A 14,942-nucleotide genomic window follows, 5' to 3' on the forward strand; every position below is an offset into this window, starting at 1 on the left:
GGCCTCCGTCGAGCGCGTGCGCCAACCTGCCGGGTAGCCTTCGGGCCATGCGAGGAACCACCATCGCAGCCGTCTTCGCCTCGACCCTGCTGGCGATTTCCGGCTGCGCCACCCCCGGAGAACCTGTCGGATCCGCCGCCACCGCGGCGCCGACGGTGTCCATCAGCGGCCTGGACAACGCCACCGCTTCCGCCTGCACCGTGGCCAATCAGGCGACTCTCGGTCAGGACGGCTACGATTTCGACATCGCCACCGCCAACCAGATCGTGACGCTCAGTAAGCAGTCGAAGAGCACGCTGATCACCGCGGCCGCGAACGTCGTCGAGCAGCCCCTCCGGAAGGCCGAGGCCACCGCCGGCGAGTTCGAGCAGGCCACCCACCTCGCCGAGCTGCGGACCGTCATGCTGAAGTTCCAGACCGTGTGCCAGGATGTCGACGCCCTCACGGTCAGCATCCAGGAGAGCCAGCGCTCCCTCGACGCGGACGCCGGAGAGACCACCCGCTGACCCGAGACCCGGCGGGACCGCTACCGCTCCCGGAGACCCCGGACCAGGGGTTCCGCCAGGAGCCATCGGCCGACAGAGCCACGCTCCACGAAGCACCCCGGACCGCACAGGTCCGGGGTTCTTCGTATCCGGACTCGTTTGTTCGGCTCTGATGATCGGCTGACCGGCCCATGTGAAGACAGGCGCTTGTGGAGTTACCGTCACCGTCCACATGTCAACGGCCCTTGGGGGAGAGCCATGCACGTGGAGGAAACGGTTCGGGACGCCTTGCTTCAGGTCGAAGGGGCCGCCCGCCTTTACGGTGCGGGGGAGGAGAGCATCGCCGGATTCCGGGAGATCCTGGCCCGGCAACATCCGAACGACCGGGGGACGTACGCGTCCGCCGCGCTGGGCCGTGTCATCACCGACATCGCGTACAACCATCGCACCGAATGCGACGGTGGTGACTGCCGGACGTGTGTGGGGCTCCAGGAGGCCATGACCGTCGTGGTCGCCAGCGTGCGCTCGATGATCGCCGACGAGATGACCTGGAAGCGCCGGCGGAGAAACCGTCGCTGGTTCTGGTCCCGATGAGCCTGCAGGACGACTTCCTGTGGTACACGCGGCGCGCCGTCGACTATTACCAGGTCCCGGATTCGGCTATCGCGGCCTACCGGGAGGCGCTGGATGTGGCGGGCGGGCCGGTCCAGCCGGGGGAGATCCGCGCGTTGCACGCGTCGATTGTGAACATCGCCGCGGCGCACCAGCACTGTGAGGTCGCGTCGTGTCCTACGTGTGAGCAGATCCGGCATGGGCTGGCCGTCGCGATGGCCGTCCTCCGGGCCGAAGTGGACGCCCACCTTCGCCGGATGACCGGTGAGGACGGTCCGGCCGTGGGCCGGGCGGGTGTTCGGCCCGATCGTGATCGCATTCCGCGCGTCTATCTCGCCGGCGAACTGAACCCGCCCCCGGAGTTCCACGGCGACAACGAACCCACCCGCTGACCGGCGTCCGTTCCTATGCCGAACCTTCGGCCTGTTCGAGCGTGTTTCGGATTCTTTCGATAAGGTCGGCTGCTCCGATCTTCTTTGCGGCCGAAAGGCTCACTCGGAGGACGGATTTCGCCTCCTCCGGCTCACCCATGGCCAGGAGAATCTCCCCCCAGGTTGCTCCGGCGATCGCAATTCCGTCCGCTCGCTTGAGTTTGAGAAGTGCCGAAAATGCTTCGGCTACCAGTGGGACTGCGGTGGCGTAGTCCTCTTGTCGTAACCGGATCGCGGCGAGTGACCACTTAGCGGCCGCGATGCCGTCAAGATCTCCCAGTCGCTCGTTGGTCGCCAGTCGCTTGGCCTGCAGTCGAACTGCTTCGTCATAGTTGCCGCGCTGGAAATGGATATCGGCGATGTCTCCCCATGCTATGGCAGCGGATCGGGTGTCGCCGATCCGTTCGTAGACGGGAAGTTCGACTTCTTGTCGAATGTGAAGTGCCGCGTCGAAGTCGCCCCGTTTGTAGAGGATATCTGCGATACTTGCCCAAGTAATGGCGGCTTCGCGGGCGTCGCCGAGTCGTTCGAAGACGGGTAGTTGGATTTCTTTTCGGATGCGGAGTACCTCGTCGTAGTCGCCGCGCCGGTAGAAGAATTCGGCGATGTCTCCCCATGCTATGGCAGCGGATCGGGTGTCGCCGATCCGTTCGTAGACGGGTAGTTGGATTTCTCTTCGGATGCGGAGTGATTCGTCATAGTCGCCGCGTTGGTAGAGAATATCGGCGATTTTACCCCATGTAACTGCGGCTTCGCGGCTGTTTCCAAGCCGTTCGTAGACGGGTAGTTGGATTTCTTTTCGGATGCGGAGTGATTCGTCATAGTCGCCCCGCCGGTAGAGGATGTCGGAGAGAGCTCCTTGGCAGGCGGCTGCTTCTGTTTCGGAGTCAGCGTCGACGAACCATTGATGGGCCTGCCGGAGCAGTTGTTCTGCTCGCGTTGTCGCGCCACGTCTGATGAGGAATGATCCCTGGTCCGCGGTTACACGGGCGCGATCCAGTGGGGAGATCTTGCCGGCGTCGTCGGATTGGATGATCTGCGCAGCCCTATCAAAGAGTCGTTCTGCGGCTTCGCCGTCTCCGCTGACTCCGGCCACAGCGGCGACGGCTCGTAACAGATCGATGGGTACGGCCTCGCCGTGGTTGTCGAGGAGCGCTACCGCCTTACCACCTAGGTCGAAGGCTATCGCTGCTGGTCCGCTCTGCAAGGCTCTTACCGCATCTGCCGCGCAGCAGGCGACGATCTCCGCGTTGCTCGCAGCTAGGGCGAGCTGGGCCATTTGCAGGTTGAGATCTGCCGGGCGGTAGACCTGTCCTGCTATCGCGCCCCATGCGGCAAATAGGGGTTCGGCGATTGTAACGGCTATAGATCGGGCTTCCTTGTCGGTAAGTGGGATCATACGGCCAGCAGCCAGGGCATTCGTTGCCAGAGTTGAGTCTTCACGGCGGTAAACGTCGGGGAAGGCGTCTACCAGGCCGAGGGCGAGGAGTCTGGCAGTCGAGCCGCCGGTGCGTTCGGCCAAACGGTCGGCTACCGATTCGGGGATCGGTACGGTGAACAGGGTCAAGTCTCGGAGGAGGGCTTCATGTTCGGGGCCGGCCTCGGTCAGCAGGGTGTCCAGGGCCAGGCCTTCGAGGAACGCGCGGACCTCTGCCTCTGCGGGGAGTTCGCCCTGGAGGAGGTAGGACTCCATCTCGGAGACCGCAGCCTCGGCGCGGGCCAGGTCGACGTTGTCGTTGAAGACCAGGCGCTGGCCGATCAAATCCTGGAGCCCCGGGTTGCCCAGGCTCACCTCGACCGCGCGGGCGGCGAGGGTGGCTCGTTCGGCCCGTCGTTCGGGGGTGACCTTTTCCTGCTGGCGGTTCAGCAGCTTCTGCTGGGCGGTTGAGGAGAGCGGGCGGAGCGGGATCTGTTCCAGGCGACTCTGAAGGTTGTCGAGGGTGAACTGGAAACGGCTGGTCAGCAGCAGCCGGCTGTCGGTGATCGCGGGGTCGAAAGCCCGGAGGACCGCGGCCAGCACCGGGGCGGAGGCGGCGACGACCTTCGGAAGGCCCTGCGGCTCGATCTCCAGGATCTGTTCCAGGTCGTCGATGATCAGCAGGAGCGGGCGCTGGTTGATGTCGAACTGGGCACACGGCCCGGACAGCAGGTCGGTGAGCAGCGGCTCGAGGGCCTCGGGGCGTTCGCGGATCTCCTCGCGGCGGTGCTCGATCAGGTCCCGGGCCGCGGGGTTGGTCTTCACCGCCTCGGCTACGGCGTCGAGGATGGCGGTGGGGCTGTAGTCGCCGAAGACCACGGCCGGCGTCAGATCGGGGCGGCGGTCGGCGATCCGCGCCGCCAGGCTGGACTTCCCGAGGCGGCCCTGACCGTGGAGCAGGACTCCGGCGCGACCGTCGGAGCGCAGGGCCCGGAGTGCCCGCTGGAGTTCGGGGCGACGGCCCACGAACATGTTCGGGGCGGCCACCGGGACCTCGCTCTTGCGGTCCAGGAAGATCTTCGTGGCGTGGACCGCGGTCACCCGGGAGCGGGCCCTGTTCCCGGAGACCAGCGGGCCGCCGCCGGCCGGGCCCAGCCACAGGCGGGCCAGGTGCCAGTCGGCGCGGATGGGTGGTTCGGCCGAGTTGAGCAGGGCGCGGCGGGCGTTTCCGACGGCTACCGCGACGTCGGCCTGGGTGCTCAGCTGGCTGTAGAGCTCGCGGGCGAAGGCGGTGGCGGCACGGTCGCCCACCGAGCCGTCCCAGCCCAGGACGGCGGGGATGCCCGCGGAGATCAGCGAGGTGGCCATCGAGTGGGCGACCATCGCCTGCTGCTCGGTGGGGGACATGGTGGTGGTCCGGCGGCCGGCGCCGGGTGGCAGATGGCTCTCCTCGTTGGCGGGGGTCGCGGTCAGGCACGCCGAGATGAACAGGAACCGCGGCGGCTTCGTCATCGCGTCGACCAGGTGGGCGGCGGTGGTGGGCAGGTCGTCGCCGACCTCGTCCTCCATCATCAGGGCCGGGGCCGGTGGGGTGTCCGCGTCCGGGCGCCAGCGGTTGATGCCGTGGCAGGAGAGGTGGACGGCGGGGAAACCGCCCAGGTCGGCGAGGCGGCGGCCGAGCTGGGTGGGGTTGCCGGTGTCCTCGACGATCAGGTCGACCCGGGTGGCGTCGACCGCCTCCAGGATGGCGGCCTCCTCGGCCTCGAAGTCCAGCTCGTGCTGGCGGCTGGGGGAGGAGGCCATGAAGGCCAGGCCCAGGCGGAAGCCGTCCGGGGCCGGTGGGGTGACCGCGTCGCCGAGGCGGCGGACCACGCAGAAGCGGGACAGGGCGTTCTCGGCCAGGAAACCGCCGTCCGGTGGGGCCAGCAATTCGAACGGGGCGCGCAGCAGCGGCCATGCGCGGTCGGACGGGTTCTTCGGGCCGCGGATCTCGAAGACGAACGGGGACGGGGCCGAGGCGACCAGGGTGGCCAGCTGGCGGGCGTCGCCGTTCAGCCATGACCACAGGTCGCGGCCCAGGGTGAGGAAGACGTCGTCGGTGGCGTTCGACTGGACGGCGCGTATGTAGCGGTCGCCGAAGTCGACGAGCAGCGCCTCGTCGTCGGCGGACAGCGGACGGCGCGGGCCGATCCGCCCGGTGCCCAGCAGCACCTCGAAACCGGTGTCGTCCAGCGCGAGACCCATCACACCTGTTACTGGCGGACCGCACCCCGCTGGGTTTCGGCGGTGTCAGGATGGGAATGAGCCCGGCGAAGGAGGCGTCATGCCCGAAACCCTGACGGGGCAGACCACCAGCCCGGTGGCGGTGCCGGCGTTGCCCGCCGGACCGCTGGCCTGGCAGCGCACCAGCGTCATCGGCACCGAGCTGGTCATCGCCCGGGAGCAATGCGCACAGGGCACCGCGGTCGTCACCGGCGCGGTGCCGTTCTCGCTCGGCTGGCACGCCGAGCTGGACGAGGGGAGCAGGGTCCGGGAGCTGAGCGTCTCCTGCCGGGGTGACGGGTGGAGCCGCAGCCTCCAGATGCACCACACCGGCGGTGAGTGGGTGATCCGGGGCGACGAGTCCGAGCCGGCCCCACCGGAGATCGACCCGGAGGCGGTGCCGCGGCTCACCGACTCGCCGATCTTCGTGTCCTGGGCGATCCGGCGGCTCGGGCTGCACGCCGAGCCGGGGCCGGTGAGCGTGCCGTCGGTGCGGGTCCTGGTGCCGTCGCTGGACCTGGTCGCGGGCACGGCGACCTACCACATGGTCAGCCCGAACCGGTTGCGGATCACCGGGGAGGGGCCGGCCGCGACGTACGAGATCGACAACGCCGGCCTGGTCTCCTATCAGCCGGGAAATCTGCGCCTCGCGCGCTGATCAGAGCATGCGGAAGTCGGCGAAGTCGAAACCGGGCGCCACCACGCAGCTGACCAGGACGGGCTCGTCGCCGGCGGGTTCCGCGGCCTGCCACACCCCGGCCGGGATCAGCACCTGCGGCCGGGCGCCGTCCAGAATCTCCGTACGCGTTTCGGCCGGACGATCCCCGCTGCCGCCGAAACGCAGCAGCAGCGGGCCGCCGGAATGGTGCAGCCACAACTCGTCGGAGCGCACCACATGCCAGGCCGACTTCTCGCCGGGGTGCAGCAGGAAGTAGATGGCGGTGGCGGCGTGACGCGGGCCGTCGTACCCCTCGGGCCGGAATGTCACCGGGGACCGCCAGGTCTCCCGGTACCACCCACCCTCCGGATGCGGTTTCAGGCCCAGCATTTCGACGAATTGCGATCTGTCCATGAGTCAAGATCGTAGTTTCCGGAAGTGGTGGCCGGTGATGTATGCGCTGACCGACTCGCCCAGCTTCTGGCCCTGCAGGTCGGCGTTGCGGAAGTGGATGCCGCCCCAGACCCGGGCGTTGTTCACCTCCTCGACGCCCTGGGAGAAGCTGCGGAAGTAGCGGGTCGTGCCGGAGGCCTCGCTGTAGGCGCTGTAGGCGATCCGGTCCCGGCCGAAGTAGGTGCGGTAGGTCGCCATCCGGGCCGCCGTCGCGCAGGCGTGGCCGGACGGGTGGTCCGGGAACGGCGGAGTGATCAGCAGGGGCGTCCACTCCGGGTCGCCGCTGGTCCGCGGGTTGCCGTCGGTGTCGGCGGCCCGGATCGCGGTGACCGGCCGCCAGAAGCTCCACGCCCGTTTGTCGTCGAAGCAGGAGATCCCGGTGTCGGCCACGGTCGTGTCGACCATCGCGAACAGCCGCGCGGTCTGGAGCACGCCCAGTCGCTGCGTCTCGGCGAGCTGCCGCTTGATCTGCCACTCGGTGACGTTGCGGTCGTGCCACCAGATCGCCGCCTCGGTCTGGTCGGCGGTACGGGTCGTGCTGTCCACCGCCCCGACCGACTTGATCTCGTTGAAGTCACGCGCGTAGGCGGCGCTGACAAGCGGATACGGGCCGTCGCTGCGATACCGTGACGGGTCGGCGATCAGGAACGGTTTCTGGTCGGCGACCCAGGCCCCGTCCGCGGCGTAGGCCGGTGGGGTCGGCCGCCACTCGCCCGGCCCGGTGCCGATCACCCACTCGGCGTCGCCGGTCGACCCGTCGTTCACCCGGAACGCGATCATGGCGGCGGCCGTCCGGTCTCCGACGGTGATCCCCGCGGTCTCCGCCGGCCCGTCCGGTATCGCGGCGAGCGCCTGGTCGTACTGTTCGCGGAGCCGGTCGGCCTGGGCCGGCAGTGCCGACGCCAGCACCCGGTAGGCCGCGGTGGCCACGGCCGCGTCGATCGACTCCCGTCCGGTGGCCGGTGGCGCCGTCAGCAGCGGCTGGTACCGCTTGCCGGTGATCGCGTTCACCGCGTCGTAGACCGCGCCGCTCACCATGGCGAACGAGCGCCCCTGCTCCCACGGAAGCTGCCGGCCGACATCCCAGATGGCGGTCTGCGCGTTCCGGTCCCAGATGATCACGGGATTGGCCGCCGGTTCGCCGGCTCTCGCGGCCGGTGCCACGCCGGCTCCTGTCAGGCCGACGACCAGCGCGGTCACGGCTCCACCCACTCGACGTCGCATGGGTTCTCCTCCCCGAGAACAGCCATATTGATCGTTACGAATGTGCCTCGCGCACTATACGTCGCCGCGATCGGCCGGCAGCCGGCCGCAAATGTGCCGGAGACGACGTCCGGCAGGTCCGCGCCGATGACGCGGACCTGAACGCCCGATTGAGCAGATTCCGCGGAACGGAGCCGGGTCAGCCGATCCAGGCTCGCAGGGCGTCGTCCTCGTACGGCAGACCGAGGCCCGACATGAGGGCCTTCACGTAGTGGCCCTCCTGCCAGGCCTCGGCGTCGGCGAGCGTGCGCACCGCGGTCCGCTGCCGGTCGGTCAGATCCGCGAACGCCGCCCCGTCCGGGAGCGGGCCGTCCGGGAAGGCGGCCTTCATCAGGGCGTGGAAACGGAAGGCGCGGTCCTCCTCGGGATCCGAGCGGAGCAGGCCGGCCGCGAGCGGGTCGAAGCCGTCCGGCACGGCCGCCAGGGTGAGCGCCGCCAGGGTGGCCATGTCGCCGTTCAGGAACGGCCAGTTGAGCACCGCGTCACCGCCCTCGGTGAGGCACTCGGACACCTGCTCCAGCACGTCGCTGCCGGGATCGCCGAGCACCCGGGCCAGCGCGATCGACGCCGCCCACCGCTCCGGCGGGAACGGCTTGTGCCGCCCGAACAGCCGGTACCCCGGCGCGGACGGCGTCGTACGCCTCCACGGCCCACTGCGCGGCGTCCCGGTCGGCGCCGGACAGCGCCGCCACCCCGGCGCGGTCGGCCGCCGGATCCGGGCACTCGATGAGCCAGTAGCTCTCGTCGCCGAGGGCGATCATCCGCAGCACCTGGCAGGCGCCGAAGCGGTCGGGCGCAGCCGGGTCGGCCACCACGTCGATCAGGAACGGCACCGCGGCGATGCTCGCCGGAGAGCGATCATTACGGTTCAGGAGAGTGTCGGCCAGATATTGGTACGCCGACGGCCGGCCGTCACGGTCCCCGGACCACAGGGCGTGCAGCGCGTCCGGCACCCGGGTGGGCCCGCCGAGCAGCGATTCCCAATCGACGGCGTCCACCATGTCCGTACGCTCCGGCATGCCGCCCTCCCGATCTTGATCTTCGAGTGCCGCACATTAGATCACGATGGATGCGCGGGCCGCCTTCGCCCGCCGGGCCGGTCACAGCCGGTAGGCGGCCTTGAACAGGCGGCCCGGATCCACCGAGGCGTGGACGCGGCGGAGCCGGCCGAGATTCGGGCCGTGGTATTCGGCCGGATCGATCGGGCCCGGCTCCAGATAGTTGACGTACCGCCCGGCCGACCAGCGGGCCACCGCCCGATGCCCGGCGTCGATCCACGTGTAGCCGTCGGCCACCGAAGCGGTGTCCACCCTGCCCGGCACGACCAGCCACTGGAGCATCGTCAGCGCGCCGTGCCACGGGAACGCGGTCGCCCCCGGCGCGATCCGGGCCGGCGCGCCGCTCATCCGTTTCAGCTTCGCCAGCCCCGGACGCTTCGACGCGGCCCGCCGCTGCACCGCCGCCACCAGCGCGGCGATCCCCTCCGCCGGCAGCGCGCTCCGGAAGATCTCACTGCCGATCAGGTGGGTGTTACGGGCCGGGCCACCCGCGCGGTCCTTCATCAGCCTGACGTGCGGCTCCCGCCCCACCGCCACCGACGCGGGCTCTCTGCCGATCGCCCTGGTCAGCGCGGCCACCTCGCCGTGAGCGTCACCGTCCAGGACAAAACCGTTCACTCGTACGGACAGCGCACCGCCCGCCTCCGCCGTGAACTGGCACGACGACCAGACGTCGTCCGGCGCCCTGGCGATCCGGGCCTGCCAGCCGGTGGCCGCCCGGGCCGCGTCCGCCCACCGGTACGTCAGCGTGAACGTGCCGATCGTCGTCGCCGGATGGGTCCGCATCCGCCAGCCGGTGACCACCCCGAACCGGCCGCCCCCGCCGCCGCGCAGCGCCCAGAACAGGTCCGGCTCGCGGGCCGCGTCCACCGTCCGGAGCCTGCCGTCGGCCGTCACCACCTCCGCTGCGGTCACGTTGTCGCAGGCCAGGCCGTACGCGGAGGCGGCCGGGCCGATCCCGCCGCCACACGTCAGGCCACTGATCCCGACACTGCCGCAGGTGCCCGCCGGGATCGAGACACCGTGCCGCCCGAGAGCCGTGTAGGCCCCGATCACGGTGGCGCCACCGCCGATCGTGGCGATCCGGGACGCGGCGTCGTACCTCACCCGGTTGATCGGCCGGACGTCCAGCACCAGGCCGTCACTGATCGTGGACGCCCCGATGTAGGAGTGCCCGCCACCGCGGGCCACCACCGGCAGCCGCATCCGCGCGGCGAACCGGATCGCCTCGGAGACGTCGGCCGCGGTGGCGCAGTGGACCACCGCGGCCGGGCGGATGCCGTCGAACCTGGGGGAGTAGAGCCGCCGGCCACTGTCGTAGGCGGCCGTGCCGGGACGGTCCAAGCTGCCGACCAGGCCGGCGGCCAGCGCCTTCCAGTCGGCGTCCGTGGGTGCGCCGGACGGAGGCGGGGCGATACCGATCAGACCGGCACTGAGTAGGGCACGGCGGGACAGTCGCATACAAATATCCTGACAGATGCGACTTTCCGCTGATATCTCACTCCGCTGCGGCGACCCAATAGAGCTGCTTGTGCCCGCGCGACTCCATCTCGGCGGCCAGCTTCTCCGCCTCCGCCCGCGAGGTGAACCGCGCCACCACGAACCGGTTCCCGTTGTCGTCCTGCCGCCAGACCCTCCATCGAATGTCACCCATCGGCTCATCCTGCCGCTACTACGATCGTAGTAGTCTCAGGGGTATGGCACACATCGTGATCGTCGGGATCGGGACCAGAGGAGACGTCGTCCCGCTTGCCGCTCTCGGCGCGGCCCTGGCCGCCGGCGGCGACCGGGTGACCGTCGTGACCCACGCCTCGCTGCGGGCACACGTCGACGAGGCCGGCCTGGGGTTCGCCGCCCTGCCGGTGGAGTTCGGCGCCGGGCGGCCACTGAGCTCCGCGCGTTTCGCCCGCCTGCTGGCCGCCCGCTGGCCGGATGTCGGCGAAGCCGTGCTGGCCGCCTCGCGCGATGCCGACCTGCTGCTGCTCTCGCCGATGGGCTGGCTCGGCTACCACGTGGCACAGGCGACCGGGGCGCGGAGCATGGGCGTCTTCCTCCAGCCGTTGGAGCCGACCGTCGCGTTCCCGCCCCCGCTGCTCACCACCCGGTCGCTCGGCGGGTGGGGCAACCGGGCGGCGGCACACGCCTTCCGGGTGCTGGGCCAGATGCCGTTCGCGCGGGCGAACGCCGCCTTCCGCCGCCGGCTCGGGCTGCCACCGCTGGGTTCGGCGGCGATGTTCCGGCAGGCCGACGAAGAGCGCTGGCCCGTGCTCTACGGGTTCAGCCCCTCGGTGGTCCCGGCGCCACCGGACTGGCCGCCGTACCGTCCGATCACCGGCTACTGGTGGCCGCGCGTCACCGGCGGACTGTCCCCGGCGCTGCGGCGATTCCTCGACGACGGCGACCCGCCGGTGTTCATCGGGTTCGGCAGCCTGGACGCTCCCCGGCTGCGTGCCGTCGTCGAGGAGACGGCGACCCGGCTCGGCCGGCGGGTGGTCGTGCAGACCGGAGCCGCCGGGCTGACGGCCGCTCAGCGGAACGTGCTGGTGGTCGGGGACGAGCCACACGAGCTGCTGTTTCCCCGTACCGCAATGGTCGTCCACCACGGCGGCGCCGGAACCACCGCGGCGGCCATGCGTGCCGGCGTGCCGTCGGTGATCGTGCCGTTCACCGCCGACCAGCCGTTCTGGGCGCACCGGGCCGTCGCGCTCGGCGCGGCGCCCGCGCCGATCCCGCTGCGCCGGGCGACTCCGCGCAAGCTCCGCGATGCCATCGCCGTGGCCGATTCATATCGTACGGGCGCCGCGGCGCTCTCCCGGAGTCTCGCCGCCGAGGACGGGATCGCCGCGGCCGTCGCCGAGATCCGCCGTGAAATGCTGCCGGTACAGTGACGCGGTGCCGTCCACCACCGCCGTCCGTGCCACCGACGCGGCGCTGGAGGTGCTCGGCACCGGCGGCCTCCACGCGCTGAGCCACGCCCGGGTCGACGCCGCAGCGGGCCTGCCGCCCGGATCCAGCTCCAACTACTTCCGCACCCGGGCCGCGCTGGTCGCCGGGGCGGTCGACCGTCTTCGCGAGCTGGACGCCGCGGACTGGCAGGCGTTCCTGGCCGCCGGGCCACCGACCACGCGGGCCGGGCTGATCGCCGCGTTCGCCGCCTTCGTCGAGGATGCCACCGGCCGCGCCCGGGTGCGGACCACCGCCCGGTACGTGATCTTCGTACAGGGAGTGGTCGAGCCCGCCCTGCTGGACCGCCTGAACGCCGACCGCCGCCTGATCACAAACTGGACCGCGGGCATCCTGACCGGCCTGGGCGTGCCCGATCCGCAAGCCACCGCGAACACCCTGCTGGCCGCGGTCGAAGGCCTGATCATGCACCGTCTGACCGGCTTCGACACCGGCGCGGCGGGCCCACGCATCGACCGTCTGATCACCGGCCTCTGCCGGACGACCGCCGATGAGCCGTGATCAGCGGCCGGCCGGCTCCACGATGAGGGTTCCGGCGCCGGCGTCGAGCACCGCCGGCACGCCGAGACCGACCGCCGTCTGCTGATCGCCGTGCCCGATCGGCAGCCCACCGAGCACCGGGATGCCCAGGTCGAGCAGATGCCCGGCGAGGACCTGCTCCACCGTGAACTCGGGATACTTCCTCGGCTCGCAGTCGGTGAACTGGCCGACCGCAACCCCGGCCAGCCCGTCGAACCAACCGGCCCGTTTCAGCTGGGTGATCGACCGGTCCACCCGGTACGGCTCCTCGCTCACCTCCTCGATCAGCAGAATCGCGCCGGACAGGTCCGGCCGGTGCCGGGTCCCGGCCGTCGACGCGAGCAGCGTGAGATTGCCGCCGAGCAGCACCCCCTCCGCCCGCCCGGCCCGCACCACCGGATCACTTCCGGCCACCACCACGACCGGTTCGGTGGTCATCACGGCATGCCGTGCCGCCGCCGTCGTCGGGCAGTCGAGGACCTCCCGCAGCGTCCCGCCGGTCGGCCCGTGCACGCTGGCCAGCCCCGCCTCACACCACAGGGCCACGTGCAGGGCGGTGATGTCGGAGAACCCGATCACCATCTTCGGATCGGCGCGAACGGCCCCGAAATCGACCCGGTCGACGATCCGCTGAGTGCCGTAGCCGCCGCGCAGGCACAGCACGCCACGCACCTCCGGGTCACGCAGCGCCTCGTTGAGGTCGCTGAGGCGCTCGTCGTCCGTACCGGAAAGGTAGGTGTGCCGTCCGAGCGCATGCCGCCCCACCCGCGTCCGTAGCCCCCAGCCCGCGAGAATCCGCTCCGCGCTCGCCGCCTGCTCCGGCGGCACCGCCCCGGCCGGCGCGACAAGCGCGACCAGATCCCCGTCCCGCAGCCGCCCCGCCTTGATCATCCCCGCACCCTATGCCCCCGTCGTGGTCCGGCTCGCGTTCCACTTCCGCCATTTTCCGGTACGCCTACGTGTGCCGCCCGGGGCAGACGGCGATCTCGCTGCCCGGTCACGCCTTTGCCGCACGCGCCGGGCTGAGCTCGGCACTCACCCGGGCCGGCCCCGCCGCCACCCTCGCGCCCCTGCCGCCGCTCCCGCCGGTCGCCCACCCCGGCCGCCAGCTCTTGATCAACAGCCTTTGAAACAGCGCTCACAGCCGGCCGGAAGAGTCCGGCTGGCTGTGAGCGCTTGATCAGCGGGCCTGAAACAGCGCTGGCAGCCGGCTGGAGCTGATCTCGGGTGGCTGGACCATCGATCTGTGCCGACACGGGTGGGTCGCGGTGTGGGCGGTGCACGTAGGCGTACCGGAAAGGGTTAAACGGTGTTTCGGGGCATGTGCCCGAGGATGAGGTGGTCGAGGGCGCGGGGCAGGCGGCCGAAGGTCGACGGGCCGGAGAGCGCGTAGATCTCGCCGGTCTCGTCGATGCCGAGGCAGGTCCAGGCGCAGGTGCCGCCGGCGAGTTCGCCGATCGGGGCGATGTCGCGGCCGAGGTCGGCGCCCCACTCGAGGAACCCGTCGGCCTCGCCCAGGCAATCGGTCGGCGTGAGTGTGAAATGTTCGCGGGCGCGCGTCACCCCTGGGCCGCAGTGGGGGAAGCGCAGGCCGCCGAATTCGGTGAGGAAACGGTGGGCCGCGGTGTGCAGGGGTGGGAAGCCGTCGGCGGTGAGCTCGGCCTCCCAGGAGGTGGTGTCCACCGCGCGGCCGGGGAACCAGCCGGCGTCGGTCAGCGCCTCCCTGGTCTCGAGGTTCAGGTCACGCGACGGCTCGATCAAAGAATTTCCTAGATCAACTATGGGCTATGGGCGGCGGTCCGCGGCCGCGTACGACACGGCGGCGGTGACGGCCGCGACCGCCAGCACCGACGGCCACGGCCCGATCCGCTTGGCCAGCGGATGGGAGACGACGAAGGCGCCCAGGTAGGTGGCGACCAGCGCGCCCGTGGTGACCGGGCCGGTCCGGCGGGACCACTCGCGGCCGGCGACCAGGCCACCGGCCGCCAGGATCGCGCCGCCGAGCGGGCGGACACCGGTCCGGCGGGCGACCTGCCAGCCGGCGATCAGGGAACCGGCGGTGACCGCCGCGGTGGGGACGCGCATGGGGAGACCGTACACCGGGGGTGGGACCATCGTGTGTGACCGAAATGCTGCTGGTCGGCGATTCGACGGTGACCGACGAGGACGGCTGGGGTGGCGGCTTCCGGGCCCGGCTCACGTCCGGGATCCGCTGCGTCAACCATGCGCGCGGGGGCCGTAGTTCGCGGAGCTACCGATCGGAAGGGCACTGGGACGCCGCGCTGGCCGCGGTGCGAGGCGGGTTCGTGCTGATCCAATTCGGTCACAACGATCAATCGGGCAAGGGGCCGGAGCGCGAGTCCGATGCGGAGACCGAGTTTCCCGCCCATCTGGCCGGTACGTCGCCGAGGCGCGGGCGCACGGCCTCACCCCGATTCTCATCACCCCGCCGACCAGGCGGAATCCGGTCGACACGCTCGGGCCCTGGGCCGCGGCCACCCGGCGGGTCGCGGTGGCGGAGTCGGTTCCGCTTCTTGATCTGTACGCCCGCAGCGGCGCCCTGAACATGCCCAACCCACGCCGCCCCGACGGCACCGAGAACACCACCCACCTGGGTCCCACCGGGGCGGCACTGGTCGGCGGGCTGGTCGCCGCTCCGGCGTACGCCGAGGTCTACGCCCTGCGCGACTGGCTCCTGTGACGCCCTGGTGCGAGATGGCCGGGGTCCCGCGGGCCGGCGCGGCGTCCAGCCCCGCTCACGGTGGGTGGCGCGCGCGAGGGTGGGGCGTGGGTGCTGGGCGAGGGCATGGACGGGAGCGC

Annotated in this window: 17 protein-coding genes; 7 read left to right on the forward strand and 10 right to left on the reverse strand. The window is 70.8% G+C overall.

The window, feature by feature from the left end; all coding sequences use genetic code 11:
• Positions 1 to 47: 47 nt before the first annotated feature.
• The 3 genes from IEZ13_RS37235 to IEZ13_RS37245 all read left to right on the forward strand — a co-directional run bounded on the left by IEZ13_RS37235 (position 48) and on the right by IEZ13_RS37245 (position 1,489).
• The gene (locus IEZ13_RS37235; RefSeq protein ID WP_183218478.1) at positions 48 to 506 is read left to right on the forward strand and encodes a hypothetical protein; all 459 of its coding nucleotides are present in this window, start codon (positions 48 to 50) and stop codon (positions 504 to 506) included.
• Between the two features lie 237 nt (positions 507 to 743).
• On the forward strand, positions 744 to 1,079 hold the full coding sequence (locus IEZ13_RS37240; protein ID WP_183218477.1) for a hypothetical protein: 336 nt from the start codon (positions 744 to 746) through the stop codon (positions 1,077 to 1,079).
• Positions 1,076 to 1,489, forward strand: coding sequence for a hypothetical protein (locus IEZ13_RS37245; RefSeq protein WP_183218476.1), 414 nt, complete (start codon positions 1,076 to 1,078; stop codon positions 1,487 to 1,489). The genes IEZ13_RS37240 and IEZ13_RS37245 overlap by 4 nt, the downstream gene beginning before the upstream one ends.
• Positions 1,490 to 1,502: 13 nt before the next feature.
• Here IEZ13_RS37245 and IEZ13_RS37250 read toward each other — a convergent pair whose 3' ends face one another.
• Positions 1,503 to 5,189: a tetratricopeptide repeat protein gene (locus tag IEZ13_RS37250; protein WP_183218475.1), complete on the reverse strand. Its 3,687-nt coding sequence runs from the start codon at positions 5,187 to 5,189 to the stop codon at positions 1,503 to 1,505.
• A gap of 79 nt (positions 5,190 to 5,268) precedes the next feature.
• Between IEZ13_RS37250 and IEZ13_RS37255 the strand changes: the two genes are divergently transcribed.
• Entirely contained in the window at positions 5,269 to 5,865 is a 597-nt protein-coding gene (locus tag IEZ13_RS37255) for a putative glycolipid-binding domain-containing protein (RefSeq protein ID WP_183218474.1), read from the forward strand.
• On the opposite strand, the gene IEZ13_RS37260 is transcribed toward IEZ13_RS37255, so the two are convergent.
• The 6 genes from IEZ13_RS37260 to IEZ13_RS37285 form a co-directional block, all read right to left on the reverse strand.
• Positions 5,866 to 6,279 (reverse strand): cupin domain-containing protein, encoded by a 414-nt coding sequence (locus tag IEZ13_RS37260; RefSeq protein ID WP_183218473.1) that lies wholly within the window; start codon positions 6,277 to 6,279, stop codon positions 5,866 to 5,868.
• Positions 6,280 to 6,282: 3 nt separating this feature from the next.
• Entirely contained in the window at positions 6,283 to 7,542 is a 1,260-nt protein-coding gene (locus tag IEZ13_RS37265) for a vanadium-dependent haloperoxidase (protein WP_183218472.1), read from the reverse strand.
• Between the two features lie 178 nt (positions 7,543 to 7,720).
• Positions 7,721 to 8,128: a hypothetical protein gene (locus IEZ13_RS37270; RefSeq protein WP_183218471.1), complete on the reverse strand. Its 408-nt coding sequence runs from the start codon at positions 8,126 to 8,128 to the stop codon at positions 7,721 to 7,723.
• Complete coding sequence (locus tag IEZ13_RS37275; RefSeq protein ID WP_183218470.1) at positions 8,064 to 8,600, reverse strand: hypothetical protein; 537 nt, start codon at positions 8,598 to 8,600, stop codon at positions 8,064 to 8,066. The genes IEZ13_RS37270 and IEZ13_RS37275 overlap by 65 nt, the downstream gene beginning before the upstream one ends.
• Positions 8,601 to 8,681: 81 nt before the next feature.
• Complete coding sequence (locus IEZ13_RS37280) at positions 8,682 to 10,100, reverse strand: FAD-binding oxidoreductase (RefSeq protein ID WP_183218469.1); 1,419 nt, start codon at positions 10,098 to 10,100, stop codon at positions 8,682 to 8,684.
• A 37-nt stretch (positions 10,101 to 10,137) separates the two neighbouring features.
• Positions 10,138 to 10,293, reverse strand: a complete 156-nt coding sequence (locus IEZ13_RS37285) for a hypothetical protein (RefSeq protein WP_183218468.1) — start codon at positions 10,291 to 10,293, stop codon at positions 10,138 to 10,140.
• Between the two features lie 43 nt (positions 10,294 to 10,336).
• Here IEZ13_RS37285 and IEZ13_RS37290 point away from each other — a divergent pair, with 43 nt between their 5' ends.
• Together IEZ13_RS37290 and IEZ13_RS37295 are read left to right on the forward strand one after the other, a co-directional pair.
• Positions 10,337 to 11,527, forward strand: coding sequence for a glycosyltransferase (locus IEZ13_RS37290; RefSeq protein WP_183218467.1), 1,191 nt, complete (start codon positions 10,337 to 10,339; stop codon positions 11,525 to 11,527).
• A gap of 4 nt (positions 11,528 to 11,531) precedes the next feature.
• A complete protein-coding gene (locus IEZ13_RS37295) occupies positions 11,532 to 12,104 on the forward strand; it encodes a TetR/AcrR family transcriptional regulator (protein WP_183218466.1) in 573 nt (190 codons plus the stop codon).
• Here the strand turns inward: IEZ13_RS37295 and IEZ13_RS37300 are convergent, their stop codons facing one another.
• The 3 genes from IEZ13_RS37300 to IEZ13_RS37310 form a co-directional block, all read right to left on the reverse strand.
• Positions 12,105 to 13,013: a S66 peptidase family protein gene (locus IEZ13_RS37300; protein WP_183218465.1), complete on the reverse strand. Its 909-nt coding sequence runs from the start codon at positions 13,011 to 13,013 to the stop codon at positions 12,105 to 12,107. It lies immediately after the preceding gene.
• A 411-nt stretch (positions 13,014 to 13,424) separates the two neighbouring features.
• Positions 13,425 to 13,883 carry an SUKH-3 domain-containing protein gene (locus IEZ13_RS37305; RefSeq protein WP_229795513.1) on the reverse strand — a complete coding sequence of 153 codons (459 nt, stop codon included), beginning with the start codon at positions 13,881 to 13,883 and terminating at the stop codon, positions 13,425 to 13,427.
• A gap of 24 nt (positions 13,884 to 13,907) precedes the next feature.
• A complete protein-coding gene (locus tag IEZ13_RS37310) occupies positions 13,908 to 14,207 on the reverse strand; it encodes a hypothetical protein (protein ID WP_183218464.1) in 300 nt (99 codons plus the stop codon).
• Between the two features lie 427 nt (positions 14,208 to 14,634).
• On the opposite strand from IEZ13_RS37310, the gene IEZ13_RS37315 reads away from it, so the two are divergent.
• Positions 14,635 to 14,823 carry an SGNH/GDSL hydrolase family protein gene (locus tag IEZ13_RS37315; protein ID WP_183218463.1) on the forward strand — a complete coding sequence of 63 codons (189 nt, stop codon included), beginning with the start codon at positions 14,635 to 14,637 and terminating at the stop codon, positions 14,821 to 14,823.
• Positions 14,824 to 14,942: the final 119 nt, after the last annotated feature.

It is taken from the genome of Actinoplanes campanulatus, assembly GCF_014647795.1.
GTDB lineage: Bacteria > Actinomycetota > Actinomycetes > Mycobacteriales > Micromonosporaceae > Actinoplanes > Actinoplanes campanulatus.